This is a genomic window from Curtobacterium sp. PhB78, from assembly GCF_003751685.1.
In the GTDB taxonomy this organism is placed as follows: Bacteria; Actinomycetota; Actinomycetes; order Actinomycetales; family Microbacteriaceae; genus Curtobacterium.
Map to the genome: position 1 here is coordinate 509,866 of NZ_RKIA01000001.1, position 18,097 is coordinate 527,962.

At 71.6% G+C, this 18,097-nt stretch carries 20 protein-coding genes; 16 read left to right on the top strand and 4 right to left on the bottom strand.

Features of this window, described 5'->3' with window-relative positions; all coding sequences use genetic code 11:
• The first annotated feature begins 165 nt into the window (after positions 1-165).
• Complete coding sequence (locus tag EDF53_RS02580) at positions 166-504, top strand: hypothetical protein (RefSeq protein WP_123292089.1); 339 nt, start codon at positions 166-168, stop codon at positions 502-504.
• Positions 504-746 (top strand): hypothetical protein, encoded by a 243-nt coding sequence (locus EDF53_RS18925; RefSeq protein WP_148058252.1) that lies wholly within the window; start codon positions 504-506, stop codon positions 744-746. The genes EDF53_RS02580 and EDF53_RS18925 overlap by 1 nt, the downstream gene beginning before the upstream one ends.
• On the opposite strand, the gene EDF53_RS02585 is transcribed toward EDF53_RS18925, so the two are convergent.
• Positions 723-1,097, bottom strand: a complete 375-nt coding sequence (locus tag EDF53_RS02585) for a MerR family transcriptional regulator (protein WP_111084475.1) — start codon at positions 1,095-1,097, stop codon at positions 723-725. The two genes, EDF53_RS18925 and EDF53_RS02585, sit on opposite strands and share 24 nt — an antisense overlap.
• 69 nt (positions 1,098-1,166) lie before the next feature.
• Between EDF53_RS02585 and EDF53_RS02590 the strand changes: the two genes are divergently transcribed.
• The 6 genes from EDF53_RS02590 (at position 1,167) to ccsB (ending at position 7,470) form a co-directional block, all read left to right on the top strand.
• Positions 1,167-2,657, top strand: coding sequence for a SulP family inorganic anion transporter (locus EDF53_RS02590; RefSeq protein ID WP_123292090.1), 1,491 nt, complete (start codon positions 1,167-1,169; stop codon positions 2,655-2,657).
• Positions 2,658-2,725: 68 nt separating this feature from the next.
• Positions 2,726-3,382 carry a histidine phosphatase family protein gene (locus tag EDF53_RS02595; protein ID WP_123292091.1) on the top strand — a complete coding sequence of 219 codons (657 nt, stop codon included), beginning with the start codon at positions 2,726-2,728 and terminating at the stop codon, positions 3,380-3,382.
• Positions 3,379-3,999 (top strand): TlpA disulfide reductase family protein, encoded by a 621-nt coding sequence (locus EDF53_RS02600; protein WP_123292092.1) that lies wholly within the window; start codon positions 3,379-3,381, stop codon positions 3,997-3,999. Before EDF53_RS02595 ends, EDF53_RS02600 begins: the two co-directional genes overlap by 4 nt.
• A 45-nt stretch (positions 4,000-4,044) precedes the next feature.
• The gene (locus EDF53_RS02605) at positions 4,045-4,743 is read left to right on the top strand and encodes a cytochrome c biogenesis CcdA family protein (protein WP_123292336.1); all 699 of its coding nucleotides are present in this window, start codon (positions 4,045-4,047) and stop codon (positions 4,741-4,743) included.
• Complete coding sequence (locus tag EDF53_RS02610) at positions 4,727-6,436, top strand: cytochrome c biogenesis protein ResB (protein WP_235036025.1); 1,710 nt, start codon at positions 4,727-4,729, stop codon at positions 6,434-6,436. The genes EDF53_RS02605 and EDF53_RS02610 overlap by 17 nt, the downstream gene beginning before the upstream one ends.
• A 5-nt stretch (positions 6,437-6,441) precedes the next feature.
• A complete protein-coding gene (gene ccsB, locus EDF53_RS02615) occupies positions 6,442-7,470 on the top strand; it encodes a c-type cytochrome biogenesis protein CcsB (protein WP_123292338.1) in 1,029 nt (342 codons plus the stop codon).
• 119 nt (positions 7,471-7,589) lie between these two features.
• Here the strand turns inward: ccsB and EDF53_RS02620 are convergent, their stop codons facing one another.
• Entirely contained in the window at positions 7,590-8,579 is a 990-nt protein-coding gene (locus EDF53_RS02620; protein WP_123292093.1) for an o-succinylbenzoate synthase, read from the bottom strand.
• A gap of 133 nt (positions 8,580-8,712) precedes the next feature.
• Here EDF53_RS02620 and EDF53_RS02625 point away from each other — a divergent pair, with 133 nt between their 5' ends.
• The 4 genes from EDF53_RS02625 to EDF53_RS02640 all read left to right on the top strand — a co-directional run bounded on the left by EDF53_RS02625 (position 8,713) and on the right by EDF53_RS02640 (position 12,296).
• Complete coding sequence (locus EDF53_RS02625; RefSeq protein ID WP_123292094.1) at positions 8,713-9,123, top strand: hypothetical protein; 411 nt, start codon at positions 8,713-8,715, stop codon at positions 9,121-9,123.
• A 22-nt stretch (positions 9,124-9,145) separates the two neighbouring features.
• Complete coding sequence (locus EDF53_RS02630; protein WP_123292095.1) at positions 9,146-10,075, top strand: 1,4-dihydroxy-2-naphthoyl-CoA synthase; 930 nt, start codon at positions 9,146-9,148, stop codon at positions 10,073-10,075.
• Positions 10,076-10,091: 16 nt separating this feature from the next.
• The gene (locus EDF53_RS02635) at positions 10,092-11,222 is read left to right on the top strand and encodes an AMP-binding protein (protein ID WP_123292096.1); all 1,131 of its coding nucleotides are present in this window, start codon (positions 10,092-10,094) and stop codon (positions 11,220-11,222) included.
• 72 nt (positions 11,223-11,294) lie between these two features.
• Complete coding sequence (locus tag EDF53_RS02640; protein ID WP_123292097.1) at positions 11,295-12,296, top strand: 1,4-dihydroxy-2-naphthoate polyprenyltransferase; 1,002 nt, start codon at positions 11,295-11,297, stop codon at positions 12,294-12,296.
• A 12-nt stretch (positions 12,297-12,308) separates the two neighbouring features.
• Here EDF53_RS02640 and EDF53_RS02645 read toward each other — a convergent pair whose 3' ends face one another.
• Positions 12,309-12,644: a DUF4229 domain-containing protein gene (locus EDF53_RS02645; RefSeq protein WP_123292098.1), complete on the bottom strand. Its 336-nt coding sequence runs from the start codon at positions 12,642-12,644 to the stop codon at positions 12,309-12,311.
• A gap of 64 nt (positions 12,645-12,708) precedes the next feature.
• On the opposite strand from EDF53_RS02645, the gene EDF53_RS02650 reads away from it, so the two are divergent.
• Positions 12,709-13,065: a PLD nuclease N-terminal domain-containing protein gene (locus tag EDF53_RS02650; protein WP_131921755.1), complete on the top strand. Its 357-nt coding sequence runs from the start codon at positions 12,709-12,711 to the stop codon at positions 13,063-13,065.
• Positions 13,066-13,114: 49 nt separating this feature from the next.
• Positions 13,115-14,803: a 2-succinyl-5-enolpyruvyl-6-hydroxy-3-cyclohexene-1-carboxylic-acid synthase gene (gene menD / locus EDF53_RS02655; RefSeq protein WP_311316830.1), complete on the top strand. Its 1,689-nt coding sequence runs from the start codon at positions 13,115-13,117 to the stop codon at positions 14,801-14,803.
• 19 nt (positions 14,804-14,822) lie between these two features.
• Here menD and EDF53_RS02660 read toward each other — a convergent pair whose 3' ends face one another.
• A complete protein-coding gene (locus EDF53_RS02660; RefSeq protein WP_123292099.1) occupies positions 14,823-16,082 on the bottom strand; it encodes an isochorismate synthase MenF in 1,260 nt (419 codons plus the stop codon).
• 108 nt (positions 16,083-16,190) lie between these two features.
• Between EDF53_RS02660 and EDF53_RS02665 the strand changes: the two genes are divergently transcribed.
• Complete coding sequence (locus tag EDF53_RS02665; protein WP_111084274.1) at positions 16,191-16,982, top strand: demethylmenaquinone methyltransferase; 792 nt, start codon at positions 16,191-16,193, stop codon at positions 16,980-16,982.
• 32 nt (positions 16,983-17,014) lie between these two features.
• Positions 17,015-18,091: a polyprenyl synthetase family protein gene (locus EDF53_RS02670; RefSeq protein WP_111084273.1), complete on the top strand. Its 1,077-nt coding sequence runs from the start codon at positions 17,015-17,017 to the stop codon at positions 18,089-18,091.
• Positions 18,092-18,097 lie beyond the last annotated feature (6 nt).

An 18,097-nucleotide genomic window follows, 5' to 3' on the forward strand; every position in this document is an offset into this window, starting at 1 on the left:
AGTCTAACCGTCTGCGTCCGGCGGCGTCGGTCCGCAGGGTGTTTTCCTCCACAGGGCGGCTCGCTTCCGGCGTCGTCCACAGGTCTGACCGGGAGGCCCGTGGGGCGTCGAGTGGGTCCGTAGCGTTCTCGACGTGGCCGGGTCGCGAGACGAGAGGGGGACCGGGTGGGGACGGGGACGGGGGAGCTCGCGACCTGGCCGCCTGCGGCGGTCGCGGTCGTGGCAGCAGCGCTGTGCACGGCGGCGTTCACGCTGCTCGCGGCGTTCGTCGGTGGGCTGTGGGCGGTCATCCGGTGGCGGCGGGACGTCGCGCGCGAGCAGCGGGACCGCTACTGGACGCGGCTGACGGTGGTCTTCGACCTGATCACCGCGAGCGAGGTCGGACGTCGCGAGATCGGACGCAATCTGGCACAGGCGATGTACGACATGCAGAAAGTACCCGCCGGAGAAGAACCCGCTGCAAGGGTGCTGGCGGAACTGTTCATCGAGAAGAGGAGACCGTGATGACGACTCGTCTGCGTCGTGCTTGGCGAGAACTGGTACGGAAGGAAGCGGCTCCTGCCGAGCGGCCGCACATCGGTCCTGCGCCCGGCGAGAGCATGTGGGACTGGGCGCAACGAGGAGCTATCGACTGGCAGCTGCACGTCGAAGAAGGAGAGCTGAAGCTCGAGCTCGAGCGGCAGCGCATGCGGGCTCGGGTGCTCGCCGAGGACAGCGGGGTGTCAGGGGAGCGAAGCACGGAGTGACCCCAGGGTGCCGATGAACTCCTCGGCCATGCCGGCGCGCTCGACGAGCTTGGCGTGCCGGGCCCGGGCATCGTCGAGGTACTCGTCGAGGCGTGCAGCCAGCGCGGGCTCGTCGTCGGGGTCCTTCGCCGCCAGCGCATCGACGACCCGCAGCAGGTCCGCCATCTCGTCGAGCGTGAACCCGAGTGGCTTCATGCGGCGGATCACGAGCAGCCGGTCCAGGTCCTGCGCGGTGTAGACCCGGAACCCGCCCGTGGTGCGGCCGCTCGGCACGAGCAGCCCGACCTCGTCGTAGTGGCGGATCGTCCGCAGGGACATGCCGGCACGGTCCGCCAGCTCGCCGATGTGCATCGTGTCCGGGGTGTCGGTGGTGCTCACGGTGCACAACTCTACCCTCACGTGAGGGTAGAGTTCCGATCGATGTCCGTGATCACACACGCGCCGGCGGCCCCGAGCGTCCTCACCGCCCTCCGCTCACCCCGCATGCTCACCCGCGAGGTCCTCGCCGGTGTCGTCACCGCGCTCGCGCTCATCCCCGAGGCGATCTCGTTCTCCGTCGTCGCCGGGGTCGACCCCGCGGTGGGCCTGTTCTCGAGCGTCATCATCGCCGTCGTCATCTCGATCGTCGGCGGCCGTCCGGCGATGGTGTCCGCCGCGGCCGGTTCGGTGGCCCTGGTCATCGCGCCGCTCGTCCGCGAACACGGCATCGAGTACCTCGTGCCCGCGATCGTCCTCGGTGGCGTGTTCCAGCTCGTGCTCGGGTTCCTCGGGGTCGCGCGCCTGATGCGCTTCATCCCGCGCAGCGTCAACGTGGCGTTCGTCAACGCGTTGGCCATCCTCATCTTCACCGCGCAGCTGCCCAACCTGCTCGGCCCCGACGTCCCGTTCGTCGTCTGGCCGCTCACCGCCCTCGGCATCGCGATCATCGTCGGCTTCCCGTTCCTGACCAAGGCGGTCCCCGCGCCGCTCATCGCGGTCGTCGTGATCACCGGCATCACCATGCTCTTCAGCGTCGTCGTCCCCACGGTCGGCGACGAGGGCGAACTGCCCACCGCACTGCCCGGGTTCAACGGCATCGTCACCCCGTTCTCCTTCGAGACGCTGCAGATCATCGCGCCGTACGCGTTCGGCGTCGCGATCGTCGGCCTCATCGAGACCCTGTTGACCGCGCAGCTCGTCGACTCCATCACCGAGACCGGCTCGAGCAAGTGGCGGGAGTCCTGGGGGCAGGGCGTCGCCAACATCGCGTCGGCGTTCTTCGGCGGTACGGGTGGTTGCGCGATGATCGGCCAGACGGTCATCAACGTGAAGACCGCGGGCGCACGGACCCGGATCTCGACCTTCGTCGCCGGTGCCTCCGTACTCGTCCTGACGATCGTGCTGCACGACCTCGTGGCCGAGATCCCGATGGCCGCGCTGACCGCCGTGATGCTCATGGTGTGCGTGGCGACCTTCGACTGGCACAGCATCCGTCCGCGCACCCTGCGGCGGATGCCCCTCGGGGAGACCGCCGTCATGCTCATCACCGTCGTGGTGGTCGTCGTGACCGAGAACCTCGCGACCGGCGTGCTCGTCGGGGTCGTCGTCGCAGCACTGGTCTTCGCTCGCCGGGCGGCGCACGTCGTCACCGTCGTCCGCGAGCCGGTCGACGAGCACACCGTGCGGTACCGGGTGCGCGGCGCCCTGTTCTTCGCGTCGTCGAACGACCTCGTCACGCGGTTCTCCTACGCCGAGGACCCGGAGCACGTGGTCATCGACCTGTCCGAGGCGCACGTCTTCGACGCCTCGACGGTCGCGGCACTGGACGGCGTCGAGCAACGGTTCACCAAGCACGGGTCCACGGTCGAGGTCGTGGGCCTCAACACCGGGTCGGTGGCCATCCACGGGCGGTTGTCGGGCGAGCTCGGCTGAGCGCTTCCGCATCCGGTGAATCGGCTGTGGGGCCGGTGAGCACCGGTGGGCGACCTACACTGGAACCCATGCCCGCCACCCGACTCCACCTCGTCCGGCACGGTGAGGTGCACAACCCCGACCGCGTCCTGTACGGGCGGCTCCCGGGCTTCGGACTGAGCGACCTCGGCAAGCAGATGGCCCTTGCCTCGGCGACCGCGTGGAAGGACGCCGGTGTCGACGTGCGCCGGATCGTCGCCTCGCCGCTGCAGCGCACGCAGGAGTCCGCGGCGCCGTGGTCGGCCGCGTACGGGCTCGACGTCACGCTGGACGAGCGCCTCATCGAGCCGACGAACCGGTACGAGGGGCAGCCCCCGGGCTTCACGAAGCGTTCGCTCGGCCGTCCGGCGGAGTGGCCCTGGATCGCGAACCCGTTCCGGCCGAGCTGGGGCGAGGCGTACGAGTCGATCGCGAACCGCATGCTCGCCGCGATGACCACGGCGTGGGAGAGCGTGGACGGCGGCGACGTCGTCCTGGTCAGCCACCAGCTGCCGATCTGGACGGTCCACCGGAAGCTCGCGGGGGAGTCGCTCTGGCACGACCCACGCAAGCGCCGCTGCGACCTGTCGAGCATCACGACCGTCGAACGGGTGCCCGCCACGTCGACCGGTCGGTTCACCGAGGTCGGGTACACGGATCCCGCGCAGGAGCTGCGCGCGACCGCCATCGACGAAGGAGCAGTGTGAGCGTCATCAGCAAGCGGTTCGCGGTCCTCGCAGCGACGGCGGTCGCCGCGGCGCTCCTCCTGTCCGGGTGCTCGTCGGACAACGGTGGCCTCGCCAAGCAGTACGGCAACGGCACCACCCAGAACTACATCTCCGGCGACGGTGCGGTGACCGAGGTCACCGCCGACAAGCGGTCCGACGCGGTCGACTTCGAGGCGAAGGACTCCGACGGCGACACCGTCTCGTCGAAGGACCTCAAGGGAAAGGTCGTCGTCCTGAACTTCTGGTACGCGAGCTGCCCGCCGTGCCGCGCCGAGGCGAAGTACCTCAACGAGGTGCACGAGTCCTACGCCGATGCCGATGACGTCGCGTTCATCGGCGTCAACGTTCGCGACGAGGCGGCGACCGCAGCCGCCTTCGAGCGCACCTTCGGCGTCGACTACCCGACCGTCCTCGACCAGAAGACCGGCACGATGCAGCTCGCCCTGTCCGGTCAGATCGCCCCGAACGCCGTGCCGGCCACGATCGTCCTCGACACCAAGGGCCGCGTGGCTGCCCGGGTGCTCGGCGCCGTCGACGGCACGAGCATCCTGAAGACCCTGATCAGCGACGAAGTCGACGCTGGCAAGGCCTCCTGACCCGTGGCCTCCAACCCCTTCGCCGAGGCGATCCTCAGCGGCCAGATGGCCGTCGCGCTGCCCGTGGCGGCGCTCGCGGGGCTCGTCTCGTTCCTGTCGCCGTGCGTGCTCCCGCTCGTGCCCGGCTACCTCGGGTACGTCGGTGGGATCGCCGAGGGCGGGCAGCGCCGCGGGCGGGTCGTGCTCGGCGTGCTCCTGTTCATCCTCGGGTTCACGGCGGTCTTCGTCGCGTACACGACGGTGTTCGGGGCGCTCGGGTTCTGGCTCGTGCGGTGGCGCGACCTCATCACGCAGATCCTGGGCGTCGTCGTCATCGCGATGGGGCTGGTGTTCGTCGGCCGGTTCACGTTCATGCAGCGCACCATCAAGCCGAGCTGGACACCCGCGACCGGACTCGTCGGCGCCCCGCTGCTCGGCATCGTGTTCGGCCTCGGCTGGACCCCGTGCCTCGGCCCGACCCTCGCCGCCATCAACCTGCTCAGCGTGCAGTCGGGCAGTGCCTGGCAGGGCATGTGGCTCGGCGTCGCGTACTGCCTGGGCCTCGGCATCCCGTTCGTCCTCGTCGCCCTCGGGGCCGGCTGGGCGACCGGTGCGATCCGCGCCGTGAAGCGGCACATGCGCACCGTCAACATCATCGGAGGAGCGATCCTGATCGTCATCGGTCTGCTCATGGTCACCGGAATCTGGTCGGCCGTCATGTCGAGCGTCGGGGCGGTGATCCAGAGCTTTGTCCCCGCGGTCTGATCCCGAAACCGAAGCGACGGGCGCCGACACCGCGTCGGACCCGCAGCGACCGTCCGACCACGTCGACGGCTCCGGACCCGGCGACGCCGGCATCAACCAGCCGAAACTCGGCTTCGTCGGCACCCTCCGGTTCTTCTGGCGACAGCTCACGAGCATGCGCACCGCGCTGTTCCTGCTCATGCTGCTCGCCCTCGCGGCGATCCCGGGCTCGCTCGTGCCGCAGCGCACCGCCGACCCGAACGGTGTCGTCCAGTACAAGGCCGACCACGCCACGCTCTACCCGATCCTCGACAAGCTGCAGGTCTTCGACACCTACACCTCGGTGTGGTTCTCGGCGATCTACCTGCTGCTGTTCGTCTCCCTGATCGGCTGCATCGTGCCGCGCACGAAGCACCACTGGCAGGCGCTCCGCACCCGTCCGCCCCGGACCCCCGTCCGCCTGACGCGACTGGCGGGCTTCCGCACCGTGGCGGTGCAGCCCGACGCGATGATCGACGGCACCACCGGGATCGACGTGACCACGGGCCTCCCGTCCAGCGAGCACGCGGTGACGCGCGCGATGGCGATCCTGAAGCGCTCCGGGTACCGCGTCGAGCGCTTCGGCGACTCGGTGAGCGCGGAGCGCGGCTACCTGCGCGAGACCGGCAACCTGGTGTTCCACGCGGCGCTCGTCGGCGTCCTGCTGGCCGTCGGTGTCGGCGGCGGGTTCGGGTTCACCGGCCAGCGGCTGCTGGTCGAGGGGCAGACGTTCTCGAACGTCCTCGGCTCCTACGACTCGTTCAACCCGGGTCGCTGGTTCCAGCAGACCGACCTCAAGGGCTACAACCTGACGCTCGACAAGTTCGTCACGAAGTACGAGGAGCGCAACCTCGACGCCCTCGGCCAGGCGCTCGACTACTCGGCGACCGTGACGAGCAAGGAGAAGGGCGGCGAGTCGACGACCAGCCGCCTGGGCGTGAACGACCCGCTGCACGTGGGCGGCACCAACGTCTACCTGCTCGGCAACGGCTACGCGATGAACGTCACGGTGCGCGACGGCGAGGGCAACGTGGCGTTCCAGGACGTCGTGCCGTTCCTGCCCGAGGACGCCAACTACACGTCCACCGGCGTCATCAAGGTGCCGGACGCGCTGCCGGACCAGCTCGGCATGGTCGGGTTCTTCTACCCGACGGCGTCGAAGCTCGCCTCGGGTGCGTACACGAGCGCCTACCCGGACACGCAGAACCCGCTGCTGACGCTGCAGGTCTACACCGGCGACCTCGGCCTCGACAGCGGCGTGCCGCAGAGCGTCTACACGCTCGACACCAAGGGCCTCACGCAGATCGCCGGCCGTCAGTCCGACACGGCGAGCATCGCGCTCGAGCCCGGGCAGACCAAGAAGCTGCCGAACGGTGCCGGGTCGATCACCTTCGACGGCGTCAAGCGCTACGTGTCGCTCGACGTGCACCACGACCCGTCGCAGGCGTGGGTCGCCGCCTTCGCGCTGCTCTCGACGCTCGGGCTGCTCACGTCGCTCTTCGTCCCGCGCCGACGCGTGTGGGTGAAGGTCGTCCCCCGCAAGGGCGCAGAGCACGGCGAGTACGACTTGGAGTACGCGGGCCTCGCCCGCGGTGAGGACCCCAACCTCGAACGGGCCGTCGCGGACATCGCACAGCGCCACACGTCGGACCTCGGAGTTAGGATGCCCCAGTGAACGACATGACCACGAACCTCGCGACCTACTCGGTCGTGCTGACGTACTCCGCGATGGCGGTCTACGTCATCGCGTTCATCTCGTTCGCGCTGGACATGGCGAAACGCTCCGGCGAGGTGACGGCAGCGGCGAAGGACGCTGGTGCGGACTCGGACGACGCTGCGGCGACCGCCTCGGTGGGCGCGGCCCGCTCGGCGAAGACCGTCGCCACCGTCCGGGGCGGCACCGTCGTGCTCGAACCGGTCGCGGCACCCCCGGCGAACGCCGGCGGCTCGGCCGCGCGCGGCACGAAGTTCGAGCGCGTCGGCATGGCCATGACGATCCTCGCGCTGGTGCTGCACGTCGCATCGGTGGTCCTGCGCGGCATCGCGGCCGACCGTGTGCCGTGGGGCAACATGTTCGAGTTCTCGCTCACCGGCACGGCGCTCATCACGCTCATCTTCCTGCTCGTGCAGTTCTGGCAGAACCTGAAGTTCCTCGGCGTCTTCATCACCGGGCTGACGATCATCCTGCTCGGCATCGCGACGGTGAACTACTGGGTCCCCGTCGTGCCGCTGCAGCCGGCGCTGCAGTCGTACTGGCTCGTCATCCACGTCTTCGTGGCGATCGCCGGCACCGGGTTCTTCGCGCTCGGTGCGGGGCTCGCGGTGGCGCAGCTCGTGCAGACGTACCGCCAGGGCCGGACCGCCTCGGGCAAGCTCCGCTTCATGGCGACCCTGCCGGACGCCGACCGCCTCGAGGTCCTGACCTACCGCGTCCTGCTCGTCGGTTTCGTCCTCTGGACCTTCACCCTGATCGCCGGTGCGGTCTGGGCGGAGCGTGCCTGGGGCCGGTACTGGGGTTGGGACACCAAGGAGGTCTGGACCTTCATCATCTGGGTCGTCTACGCCGGGTACATCCACGCCCGTGCGACCCGCGGCTGGCGCGGTGCGCGGTCGTCGTGGCTGGCGCTCATCGGCTTCGCCGCCGTGATGTTCAACTTCTCGGTCGTGAACGTCTTCTTCAAGGGCCTGCACAGCTACTCGGGCCTGTGAGCGACGCGCGTCGCTGACGCGGCTCTGGTCGCGACCAGGACCGGACGGGAGGCACGGTGCCAGCTGGCACCGTGCCTCCCGTCCGTCGTCCGGTCGCGTGCAGGGCCAGGGAGACGGGTCTACGCGGCGGCCAGTACGGCGTGCACCCGCGCCACCCGCGCGAGCCACCACGCCGTGCGCTCCGGCGACGCGGCGTTCCGGTCGAGCAGGTCCGCCGACACCGCGACCCGTCGCACCGGCACGCGGCCCCCGACCGGCAGCAGCGGGTCCGCGGTGACGTCGGACGCGAACATCGCGGCGGTCCCGAGCCCGGCGGCGTACCCCGGGGACATCGCGGCCGCGGCGAGGAACGCGCCCATGCCGAGGCCCACGGAGGTGTCGAGCGCGCTGGAGACCACGCACGGCAACCCGGCCTCGGCGATGACCGTACGCGCCGCGGTGACGCCCCCGAGCGGTTGCGCCTTGACGACCAGGACGTCAGCCGCTCCGGCTCGTGCGACGGCGAGCGGGTCCGCGGCCTTGCGAACGCTCTCGTCCGCGGCGATCCGCACCCCGAGGCCGTCGATCCGTGCCCGCAGCGCGGCGAGCTCCGGCACGGTCCGACAGGGCTGCTCGGCGTACTGCAGGTCGAAGGGAGCGAGGCGTTCGAGCGCCTCGGTGGCCTGGTCGACGCTCCACAGTCCGTTGGCGTCCACCCGGACGGCGGCCGCGGGGCCCATCACCCGTCGGACCTCGGCGACCCGGGCGACGTCCTCGTCGACGGTGGTGCCGGGTTCGGCGACCTTGACCTTGGCGGTGGTGCACCCGGGGTAGCGCGCGAGCAGTGCGGCGACCTGCTCCGGGGCGATCGCCGGCACCGTGGCGTTCACCGGCACCGAGTCGGCGGCGGCCTCGTGCTCGGTCCAGCCGAAGTCGATCGCGCCCCGGAGCCACGCGGCGGCCTCGGCGTCGTCGTACTCGACGAAGGGTGAGAACTCGGTCCAGCCCGAGGGGCCGCGGAGGACGAGCGCCTCGCGCGTGGTGATGCCGCGGAACCGCACCCGCATGGGCAGGGCGACCACGTGCGCGTCGGCGGTGAGTTCGGCGAGGTCGGGGAGCACGTCGGCCATCCTCCCACCGCACCCAGGGCACCTGCCGGTTCCTCGGAGGGGACCGCCAGGGCAGGGCATTAGCATGCCTCGGTCGGCCTCGGTCGGCACTGGTCACGACCCGGATCGAACCGTCCGGAACGAGGGAGGCGCGGTGGCGCGGGAACCGCAGCAGCGTGCGCAGCGCCCCGGTCGCGACACCGACGAGTTCGCGCGGCTCATGCAGCAGAACACCGTCGACGTCCGCCAGACGGCGGGTCGGAAGCGCCGCAGCCCGATCGTCGGCAAGATCGCCCTCGGCCTCGCGGTGGTGTCCGCCGCGGTGGACGCCAGCGCCTTCGCGGTCTTCATGGGCGGTGACACCGAGTTCGCGTTCGGGATCTGCTTCGTCGTGGTCTTCCTGACCCTCATCGCGGCGGTGCTCGGCTTCGTCGCGGCCGTCGGTGGCCTCGGCCGGTGGTACGGGGCGATCGGTGTCGTGGTGGCCTTCTTCGCCAACCCGGTGATCCTCATCGTGATCCTGGTGTTCGTCGCACCCGAGGTCCTGACCGGCATGGGCGCCTGACCGGCAGCGGTACGTTGGGGGCATGGCTGCTCCCGTCTCCGACCTGTTCGATCCCGACGTCTGGACCGCGGCTCCGATCGCGGAGCAGTTCACGGACATCACGTACCACAAGCACGTCTCCAAGGGGATCGTCCGGGTCGCGTTCGACCGGCCCGAGGTGCGGAACGCCTTCCGTCCGCGCACCGTCGACGAGCTCTACCGGGCGCTCGACGACGCCCGCCAGGACCCCCGCGTCGGCGTCGTCCTGCTGACCGGCAACGGCCCGAGCCCGAAGGACGGCGGCTGGGCGTTCTGCTCCGGCGGCGACCAGCGCATCCGAGGGCGCAGCGGCTACCAGTACGTCGGCGACGAGGGTGCGCCGCCCGAAGGAGTCGACCCCGCGGCCGCGCAGGCGTCGATGGGACGACTGCACATCCTCGAGGTGCAGCGCCTGATCCGCATGATGCCCAAGGTCGTCATCGCCGTCGTCCCCGGTTGGGCAGCCGGCGGCGGGCACTCGCTGCACGCGATCTGCGACCTGACCATCGCGAGCGCCGAGCACGGCAGGTTCAAGCAGACCGACGCCGATGTCGGATCGTTCGACGGCGGGTACGGCAGCGCCTACTACGCCAAGCAGATCGGCCAGAAGTTCGCGCGCGAGGTCTTCTTCCTCGCGCAGGAGTACTCGGCGCAGCGCGCGTACGAGATGGGGGCCGTGAACGCGGTCGTCCCGCACGAGGAGCTCGAGCGCGAGGCGATCCGCTGGGGCGAGATCGTCCTCGGCAAATCCCCGACGGCGATCCGGATGCTCAAGTACGCGTTCAACGCCGTCGACGACGGCATGGTCGGCCAGCAGGTCTTCGCGGGCGAGGCGACGCGGCTCGCCTACGGCACCGACGAGGCCGTCGAGGGCCGCGACTCGTTCCTCGAGAAGCGCGCCCCCGAGTGGACGTCGTTCCCGTGGCACTACTGAGCCCGGCGGTGCCGGCATGACCCGTCCACTGGTCGCGCTGGGCACGTCGGATCCGCTGGCGGTGCTCCGCGGCCTGGAGGCAGCGCTCGCCGGCGGCCCCGCGCTGCTCCCCGTCGCCGAAGGGGCACCGGCGCTGCCGACCCCGCCACCGGCCGACGTCCGGCAGCGGGTCGCCCTGGTGGTCGAGACGAGCGGGTCCACCGGCACCGGCAAGCGCGTGGCCCTCTCGTCCGAGGCGCTCCTCGCCGGTGCCGCAGCGGCGGACGCAGCGCTCGGCGGACCGGGCAGCTGGGTGCTGGCGCTGCCCACGCACTACATCGCGGGTCTCAACGTCCTGACCCGCTCGATCGCCGCGGGGACGACGCCGGTCGTCGTGGCACCGGGACACTTCGACGCCACGGCGTTCGCGGACGCCGCTGACCAGCTCGTCACCGGCCCAGCGGCGCCCCGTCGCTACACGTCGCTCGTCCCCGTGCAGCTCGCCCGCGTGCTCGACGACGACCGCGCGACGGCTGCGTTGGCAGGGTTCGACGCGGTCCTCGTCGGCGGGCAGGCGACCCCGGCGGCGCTCCGCGAGCGAGCGGTCGCCGCGGGCGTGCGCATCGTGACGACCTACGGCGCCAGCGAGACGAGCGGCGGCTGCGTGTACGACGGTGTGCCGTTCGGGACCGTCCGCACCGCGGTGGTGGATGACGAGCTCCAGTTGTCGGGTCCGATGCTCGCCGAGGGGTACCTCGGCGACGACGACCGCACGGCCGCGACGTTCGTCGAGCGCGACGGCCTGCGCTGGTACCGCACGGGGGACACCGCCGCTGTGTCGGACGGGGTGGTCCGGGTGCTCGGACGCCTCGACGACGTGGTGATCTCCGGCGGCGAGAAGGTCCGGCTCGGCGCGGTGGAGCGGCTCGTGCGCGACCTGCCCGACCAGCTCGGTGCAGTCGTCACCCGACGGGCCTCGGGGGAGTGGGGCGAAGTGCCGGTCGTCGTCACCGAGCAGCCGCTCGACCTCGACACCGTCCGGTCCCACGTCGGCGACGCCCTCGGCCGAGCCGCACGTCCGGCCGCGGTGGTGGTGGTCGACCGGCTGCCGATGCTCGCGTCCGGCAAACCTGACCGGCGGGCGATCCAGGACCTGGCGGCGCGGTAGGTCCGCACGGCACGGCACGGCACCGCACGGCACGGCACCGCGGTGCAGTGCGTCGCGGCGCGGATAGGATCGGTGGTCGTGGCACGAACGAAGAACACGACGCACAAGCAGGGCCGCTCGGGCAACCCGGCCAAGGCTGCGGCCCCGGTCCGCTCGAAGCGCCGGGCGACCGCGCGGGACTGGATCGGCGGGGCACGGCTCCGCACGCTGACGCTCGGTGTGGTCCCCGTGGTGCTCGGCACCACCGTGGGCTTCGTCGACAGCGGCACCACGGGCGACTTCGGCGCGTTCCTGGCGCAGGACGGGCACCTCGCCATCGCGCTGCTCGCCCTGGCGGTGGCACTGTTCCTGCAGATCGGCGTGAACTACAGCAACGACTACTCCGACGGGGTCCGCGGCACCGACGAGTACCGCGTCGGCCCCGCTCGACTGACGGGGGCCGGCCTCGCGAAGCCCCGCACGGTGCTGACCGTCGCGCTGACGTTCTTCGGGCTGGCTGCCGTCGCCGGGATCGTCATCGTGGTGCTCACCCAGCTGTGGTGGCTGCTGCTCGTCGGCGCCGCCGCGATCGTCGCCGCGTGGTTCTACACCGGCGGCAAGAAGCCCTACGGCTACAACGCGCTCGGCGAGGTCTTCGTCTTCGTGTTCTTCGGCGTCGTCGCCGTGCTCGGCACCCAGTACGTGCTCATCGGCCAGGCCACCACGAGCGGATGGGCCGCCGCGGTCGCCGCCGGGTTCTTCGCCTGCGCGGTGCTGATGGTGAACAACATCCGCGACATCGACGAGGACCGTCTCGCCGGCAAGCGCACCCTGGCCGTCGTCGTCGGACGACCGGTGGCACGGGTGCTGTACGGCTTGTTCCTGCTGCTGCCGTACGTCGTGCTGCTCTGGTTCGTCCTGCTCTACTTCCGCACGGGCTTCACGTACTTCTCGCTGCTGCTGGCCCTGCCGGCGCTCGCGATCGGGGTGTCGTCCCGCAAGCCCCGTGAACTCATCACGGCACTGCAGCTGTCGTCGTTCGCCTCGCTGGTCTTCGGCGTCGTGCTCGGCATCACGCTCGCCGTCCAGCCGTAGGACTCCGCCGGACTACTCCGCGTCGGTGTCCCGGCGCGCCGCGTGCCGGTCGGCGTCCGACACCGGGCGCACGGTCGGGGTGTCCGCGGCGTCGGTGTCCGCCGCGTCGACGAAGTCGTCCTCGAAGTCGGTGTCCGCATCGCGCTCCGGGCCACCGCGGCGGTTCGCCAGGCTCAGGGCGACCTTGGTGCGGAGTCCGGCGAGCGCGATGTAGGACACCAGCAGCCCGACGAGGGCGGCGATGATCGTCGCCCAGTACCAGGGCATCGGGGTCAGGAGCCGGAGGAGCACGAGCGCCGCCGCGAAGATGCCGAGCCGGGCCAGGGTGTACAGGAGCCACGCTTTCACCCTGCGAGTCTACGGACGGCCGACCGGCAGGGTCGTCACAGGCTCGCGACCTAGACTCCTGGGCATGGTCCGCTTGTGGTTGATCGTCGTCGTCGCCGCTGTCGCCTTCACGGTGTACGCGGCCATCGACTGCGCGACGATGCCCCGCGAACGTGTCCGATCCCTCAGGCGCGGTGTCTGGATCCTCCTCGTGATCGTCCTCCCCGTCCTCGGGGGGGTGCTCTGGTTCCTGCTCGGCCGCTCGCCGGCGTCCCCGGGCACGACCGCCCGGTACCGTGGACCCGAAGACGACCCGGACTTCCTCGGCACCACGCCCGTTCCGGGGGACACCCTCACGGACAAGGACCAGGACGACGCGACCCTCCGAGACCTCGAAGACCAGTTCCACGACCGAGACGACGACGGCCGCACCGATCGCTGACGGTCCCGCCGGATCGGGCAGTCCGGCGACGGACGCCGCCCTGACGCTGCTGCAGGAACTCGTGCGCGCCGGCGTCACCGACGTCGTCGTCAGCCCGGGCTCACGATCCCAGGCCCTTGCGCTCGCGGCCGTCGCCCTCGAGCGAGCCGGCGGCCTGACCGTCCACGTCCGGCTCGACGAGCGCACCGCCGGGTTCTTCGCCCTCGGGCTCGCGGTGGAGTCCGGTCGACCGGCCGCGGTCGTGACGACCTCGGGCACCGCCGTCGCCAACCTGCACCCCGCCGTCCTCGAAGCGCACCACTCCGGTGTCCCGATGATCGTGCTGAGCGCCGACCGGCCGGACGAGCTCCGCGGCATCGGCAGCAACCAGACCACCGTCCAGCCGGGGATGTTCGGCGACGCGGTCGCCTTCGTCCGCGACGTCGAGGCGCCCTCTGCGCACGGAGCCGACGCCTCGGTGCGTGCAGCGCTCCGCGACCTCGCCCGCCAGGCCGTCGCCGCTGCCGCCGGACACACCGGGCAGCCGGGGCCGGCGCAGCTCAACGTCGCGTTCCGTGAACCCCTGTCCGCCGACCTCGACGCCGAGCGCGTGCAGGGTGTCCCCGACGACGAGGCCGACACCGCGTTCGCCACCCGTCGTGCGCACGGCGGACTCCCGGTGGCCGAGCTGTCGCCGGACGACGAGCCGGGCACGGTCGTCATCGCCGGCCACGACGCCGGCGAGGACGCCGAGCGCATCGCGTGGGAGCTCGGGGCGCCCCTGCTCGCCGAGGTCTCCAGTGGCGCACGATTCGGCCGGAACCTCGTCGTCACCTACCGCGAACTCCTGCGCGACCAGGACTTCGGCGGCGCGGTCCGTCGTGCCGTCGTGCTCGGTCACCCCACCCTGAGCCGTGAGGTCCCGGCGCTCCTGCAGCGGCAGGGGGTCGAGACGTTCGTGGTCCGCGGACACGCGGCCGATCCCTTCGACCCGGCCCGCGCCTCCCGGCCCTCCGACACCACCTTCGTGTCCGACGTCCGCGTGACGGGCCGGACCCGGCCGGAGCACCGTGCGTGGGTCGGGCGCTGGGTCGGTGCGAGCCGGCAGCTGTTGGGCGACGGTGACGCCGGACCCGACCTCGGTGCCAAGCGGTCCCCGGACCGTGCCGAGCGCAACAAGTTCCTGCGCGACGAGGTCGCCCTCCGCCGTCGACCCGTCGACCGCGCGATGCTCGCCGACGCCGTGTGGGGCGTGACGTGGCCGCACGACCGGCTCGTGTTCGGCGCCTCGCAGATCATCCGCGTCGCCGACGGGCGCGTGCTCGGCAAGAAGATCCGGGTGCACGCGAACCGTGGGCTCGCCGGCATCGACGGCACCGTGTCGACGGCCCTCGGGATCGCCGCGGCCCTCGAACAGTCGTCGGCGTCGGTCGGCACCACGCGCGTACTGCTCGGCGACCTGACCCTGCTGCACGACCTCGGGGCGTTCGTCACGGGCGCCGAGGAACGCACGCACCGGGTGCAGGTCGTCGTCGGCAACGACCACGGCGGCGCGATCTTCCGTGGGCTCGAGGTGGCACGCACCACCCCACCAGAGGACATGCGGCGGATGATGTCGACGCCGCAGCACGTCGATGTCGAACGGGTCGTGACCGGCCTCGGCTGGGAGTACCGCCGCGCGGAGACGTGGGGCGACCTCGAGCGGGTGCTCACCGACCCGGCCGAGCGCGTCGTCATCGAGGTCCCGCTGGCCGACTGACGCGTGGCCGCCGCGCCGCTCAGGCCAGCGCGTCGGTGACCGGTCGGAACTTCAGGGCGGTCTCGGCGACCTCGCGCGCCGGTTCCGACCCCGCGACGACGCCCGCGCCCGCCCAAGCCCGGACGGTGCCGTCGTCGTGGATGCGGGCGCTGCGGAGCGCCAGCATCCACTCGCCGTCGCCGGTGGCGCTCATCCAGCCCACCGGGCCGGCGTAGCGGCCGCGGTCGACGCCTTCGAGCTCGGCGACGAGCCGGACGGCCACGTCGGTCGGGGTGCCCGCGACGGCGGCGGTCGGGTGCAGGGCGTCGGCGACGTCGAGCGAGGTGGTGTCCGGCGGCAGGGTCGCCTGCACGTCGGTCGCCAGGTGCCACAGGTTCGGCAGCTGCAGCCGGAACGGCTCGGGGTCGGCGCGCAACTCGGTCACGAGCGGGCGGAGCGAGGCGAGCAGGCTGTCGATCGCGAACGCGTGCTCCTCGACGTCCTTCGCGCTGGCGGCGAGGGCCTCGGCAGCAGCACGGTCCGACACCTCGTCGGCACCGCGTGCGGCGCTGCCGGCCAGCACCCGCGCCGTCAACCGGGTGCCGTCGGTGCGGGCGAGCGTCTCGGGGGTCGCACCGACCAGGCCGTCGACCGCGAAGGTGACGCACTGCGGGTAGGCGGCGGCGAGGTCGAGCAGCAGGGCGCGGTGGTCGGCGTCCGCTGGCATCCTGCCGACGAGGTCGCGGGCGAGGACGACCTTCTGCGCGCTCCCGGCGGCGATGCGTCGCACGGCCTCGGCGACGTTCGCGGCGTAGGCGGCCTCGTTGATCCGGCCGGGGTGCAGCGCGACGGAGACGTGTGGTCCGACGTGGGGGACCGGCACCGAGGTCCGCGTGAACGTGAGCGGCTCGGCGCCGACGGTCGTGTCGATCGCCGTGAGCCAGGCCTTGCCGCGCCGTCGGCCGATGACCACGCGCGGGACGATCAGGACGCTCTCGTCGGCGGAGTCGTCGGCGAAGGCGAAGGAGCCGAACGCGACCAGGCCGGAGCCGCGCAGCTGCACCGGGTCGTCGACGACGGCCGACTCCACGACGGTGCGCCAGACCGCGGCGGCGTCGCGCATCCGGTCGGGGCCGGTGAACGTGAACCGCAGCGCCTCCCCGATGCCGACGATGCCGTCACCGTTCCGGACGAAGGCCAGGGGACGGTCGCGCAGGGTGTGGCGGAGGACGGTGCCCGGGTCGTCGAGGATCCGGGTGGAGACCGTCAGCGGGGGCGCCGCCGTGGTGGTTCGGGTCACGGCTCCGATGCTACGCGCGGTCGGTGGACCACCTGGTCGCGCGCTCGACGAGTGGGCCGTTGCTGCGAGTCCGGTGAACGTACGGTCGGGACCTCTAGGATTGGTCGGGTGAGCAGAGCGGACCTGAACAAGCGGCCGGACGAGGTGGCGGCGATGTTCGACGACGTCGCGGCCAAGTACGACCTCACGAACGACATCCTGTCGGCGGGCAACGCCCCGTTGTGGCGTGTCGCCACGGTGCGGGCGGTCGACCCCCAGCCCGGCGAGAAGGTCCTCGACATCGCCGCGGGCACCGGGACGAGTGCCGCGGCCTTCGCGAAGAAGGGGGCAGAGGTCAGTGCGCTCGACCTCTCCGCCGGCATGATCGCGGTCGGTCGCGAGCGGCACCCCGAGATCACCTTCGTCGAGGGCGATGCCGAGCACCTGCCCTTCGACGACGACACGTTCGACGCCGTCACGATCTCGTTCGGGCTGCGCAACGTGAACGACCCGAAGCAGGCGCTCGCCGAGATGCTGCGGGTCCTCAAGCCCGGCGGCCGTGTGGTCATCTGCGAGTTCTCGACCCCGCCGCGTGCGCTGCTGCGCCTCGGCTACGGCACCTACCTGAAGCGCGTGCTCCCGGGCATCGCGAAGCTCTCGAGCAGCAACCCCGCCGCCTACCGCTACCTCGCCGAGTCGATCGACGCCTGGCCGGACCAGCAGGTCCTCACCCAGTGGCTGCGCGGCGTCGGCTTCTCCGTGGTCGCCTACCGGAACCTCACGGCCGGTATCGTCGCACTGCACCGTGGCCGCAAGCCCGTCGCCGACACGGTGCGCGAGTCCGCGGCCCGTCGTGCTAAGGCACGCCGCGACCACCAGACCACCGGCGAGCAGCCGCGCGTCGACCCGGCCGACGACTGACCGGTCACCATCCCCCGAAGACGGAGCAGCACTTGAATCCGAGCGTCCCGGTCGCACGTCGCGCGCCGAGCCTCCGCGCCTCGCTGGGCATCGGCGAGCGGTTGTTCGCCACGCCCGCCGACCGCCGCTTCATCGCCGCCGTCGACGACGGTCTCGAGCTCGTCGAGCAGGGGCTCGAGGACGCCATGCGTTCCACGGACACCCTGGCCGACACCACGAGCCGCTACCTGCTGTCCGCGGGCGGCAAGCGGATCCGTCCGACGCTGACGCTGCTCATCGCGCAGCTCGGCGACGGGGTGACCGACGCCGTGGTCAAGGCCGCCGTCAGCATCGAGACGACCCACCTGGCGTCGCTCTACCACGACGACGTCATGGACGAAGCGCCCGTCCGCCGCGGGGTCCCCGCAGCGCAGATCACGTACGGCAACAACGTCGCGATCCTGACCGGCGACCTGCTCTTCGCCCGCGCCAGCCTCATCACCGCCGACCTGGGTACCGAGGGCATCCGGATGCAGGCCGAGACCTTCCAGCGCCTCTGCATGGGTCAGCTGCACGAGACCACCGGCCCGCAGCCCGACGACGACCCGGTCGAGCACTACATCCAGGTGCTCAGCGACAAGACCGGCTCGCTCATCGCGACCGCCGCCCGCGCCGGTGTCATGTTCTCCGGTGCCGACCGTGCCTACCTCGACGCCGTCGGGACCTTCGGCGAGAAGGTGGGCGTCGCCTTCCAGCTCGTCGACGACGTCATCGACCTGGCACCGGCGACGGACAAGACCGGCAAGATCGCCGGCAACGACCTCCGTGCCGGCGTCGACACGCTGCCGATGCTGCACCTGCGGCGGCACGCGGCGACCGACCCGGCGGCGCAGGACCTCGTCCTGCGCATCGAGCGCGACGTGAACGGCGCCCCGGACGACGCGGTCGGCTCCGTGCCGTACCAGTCGGCCGTCGCCGCACTGCGTGACCACGAGGCGACTGCGTCGACGCGCACGGTCGCGGTCCGCTGGGCCCGCGAAGCCGTGGACGCCCTCGCCCCGTTGCCCGACGGCACCGTCAAGCGGGCACTCACCCGCTTCGCCGACTCCGTCGTCGACCGCAGCCGCTGAACACCA